This is a genomic window from Fructobacillus tropaeoli, assembly GCF_001047135.2.
GTDB lineage: Bacteria > Bacillota > Bacilli > Lactobacillales > Lactobacillaceae > Fructobacillus > Fructobacillus tropaeoli.
This window is the reverse complement of sequence record NZ_DF968126.1, coordinates 1-1204: the sequence shown is the minus strand read 5'-3', so window position 1 is coordinate 1204 and position 1204 is coordinate 1. Positions and strand designations below refer to the sequence as shown.

The following is a 1204-nucleotide window of genomic DNA, read 5'->3' as shown; positions in this document are numbered from 1 at the left end:
CTAGATGCTTAACACCTGCTTCATGCAAATCATCGTCAATTCGCAATGTCACTTGATCCCGATTCACTTTCTTTCCAGAAGTAATTTCAGGTGTTGGCTGACCAGGTTCTGACCACTTAACGGGTGTGCCATCAGCATGGTAAAGCGTATATTCAGCACCGCTAAACGTAGCACGACCTTGACTATTGTCACCAGTCTGCTTATCTTGCTTAATCACCGAAGTAGACCCGGTCACTTCTTGATTAGTGCCCGCTGCCATATCCGCCACCAAAGCGGCCTCTTGCCCGGCATATTTCAAGGTAACCTTTTGCGGCGTAAAGCTCTTGACATAGCCTTGGCTTGCCTTTGATTCGGTCACATAATAGTCTCCCAATGGCAAGTTGGCATCGGTTTCGGCGTGCCCATTTGCATCCGTCGTGATTTGAGCAACCACCTTACCTAACGCGTTGTCTTGATGAATATCAAAGACATTGCCGGCCAGTGAATAGTTGGTATTCCAAGGTGTCTTTTTACTTTCGGAACCGGACTTGTCGATGACAATCTTTCCCTTTACCTCTTGATTCGTACCGCCAGTCAAAGACAAGACGATTGGCACATTTTGACCTTGATAAGTAATATCAACATCTTGTGGCTTGAAGGTTTTGACAAATCCCTTTGAGGCTTGGGCTTCTTCGACAACATAGTGTCCAAGAGGCAAATCCTCACGAGTTTTAGCATAACCATTGGCATCCGTGGTCACTTCATCAACGACTTCACCATTGATGGTGTCCTTATGGATCTTAAAGACGTTTCCAGCAAGAGAGTAATTGTCATTCCACATCTTGGTACCAGTTTCAGCACCCGTCTTTTGGATGGTAATCCCACCCTTGACTTCTTGATTGGTTTCGTACGCCGTATCAAAGACAACTGGCACTTCTTGGCCAACATAAGACAAATCGACCTTTTGTGGCGTTGCCGACTTGACAAAGCCTTGACTGGCCTTGGTTTCAACCACTGTGTACTTGCCCAACTTCAAGTCAGTCTTTGAGTAAGCCTTACCAGAAGCATCGGTTGTCACATGATCCACCAGGTTGTTTTGTTCGTCAAAAATATCGAACTCATTCCCAGCCAACGTGTAGTTGCCGTTAATCATGTTCTTACCAGATTGGGCACCCGACTTATCGACAATGATTTGACCCTTTACTTCCTGGTTCGTACCACCAGT

General features: G+C 45.9%; 1 protein-coding gene. It reads right to left on the bottom strand.

Annotated features, from left to right (window positions below; genetic code table 11):
- A partial coding sequence (locus tag AOQ32_RS08770; protein ID WP_275542758.1) for an MSCRAMM family protein occupies nucleotides 1–1204 on the bottom strand: 1204 nt, incomplete at both ends.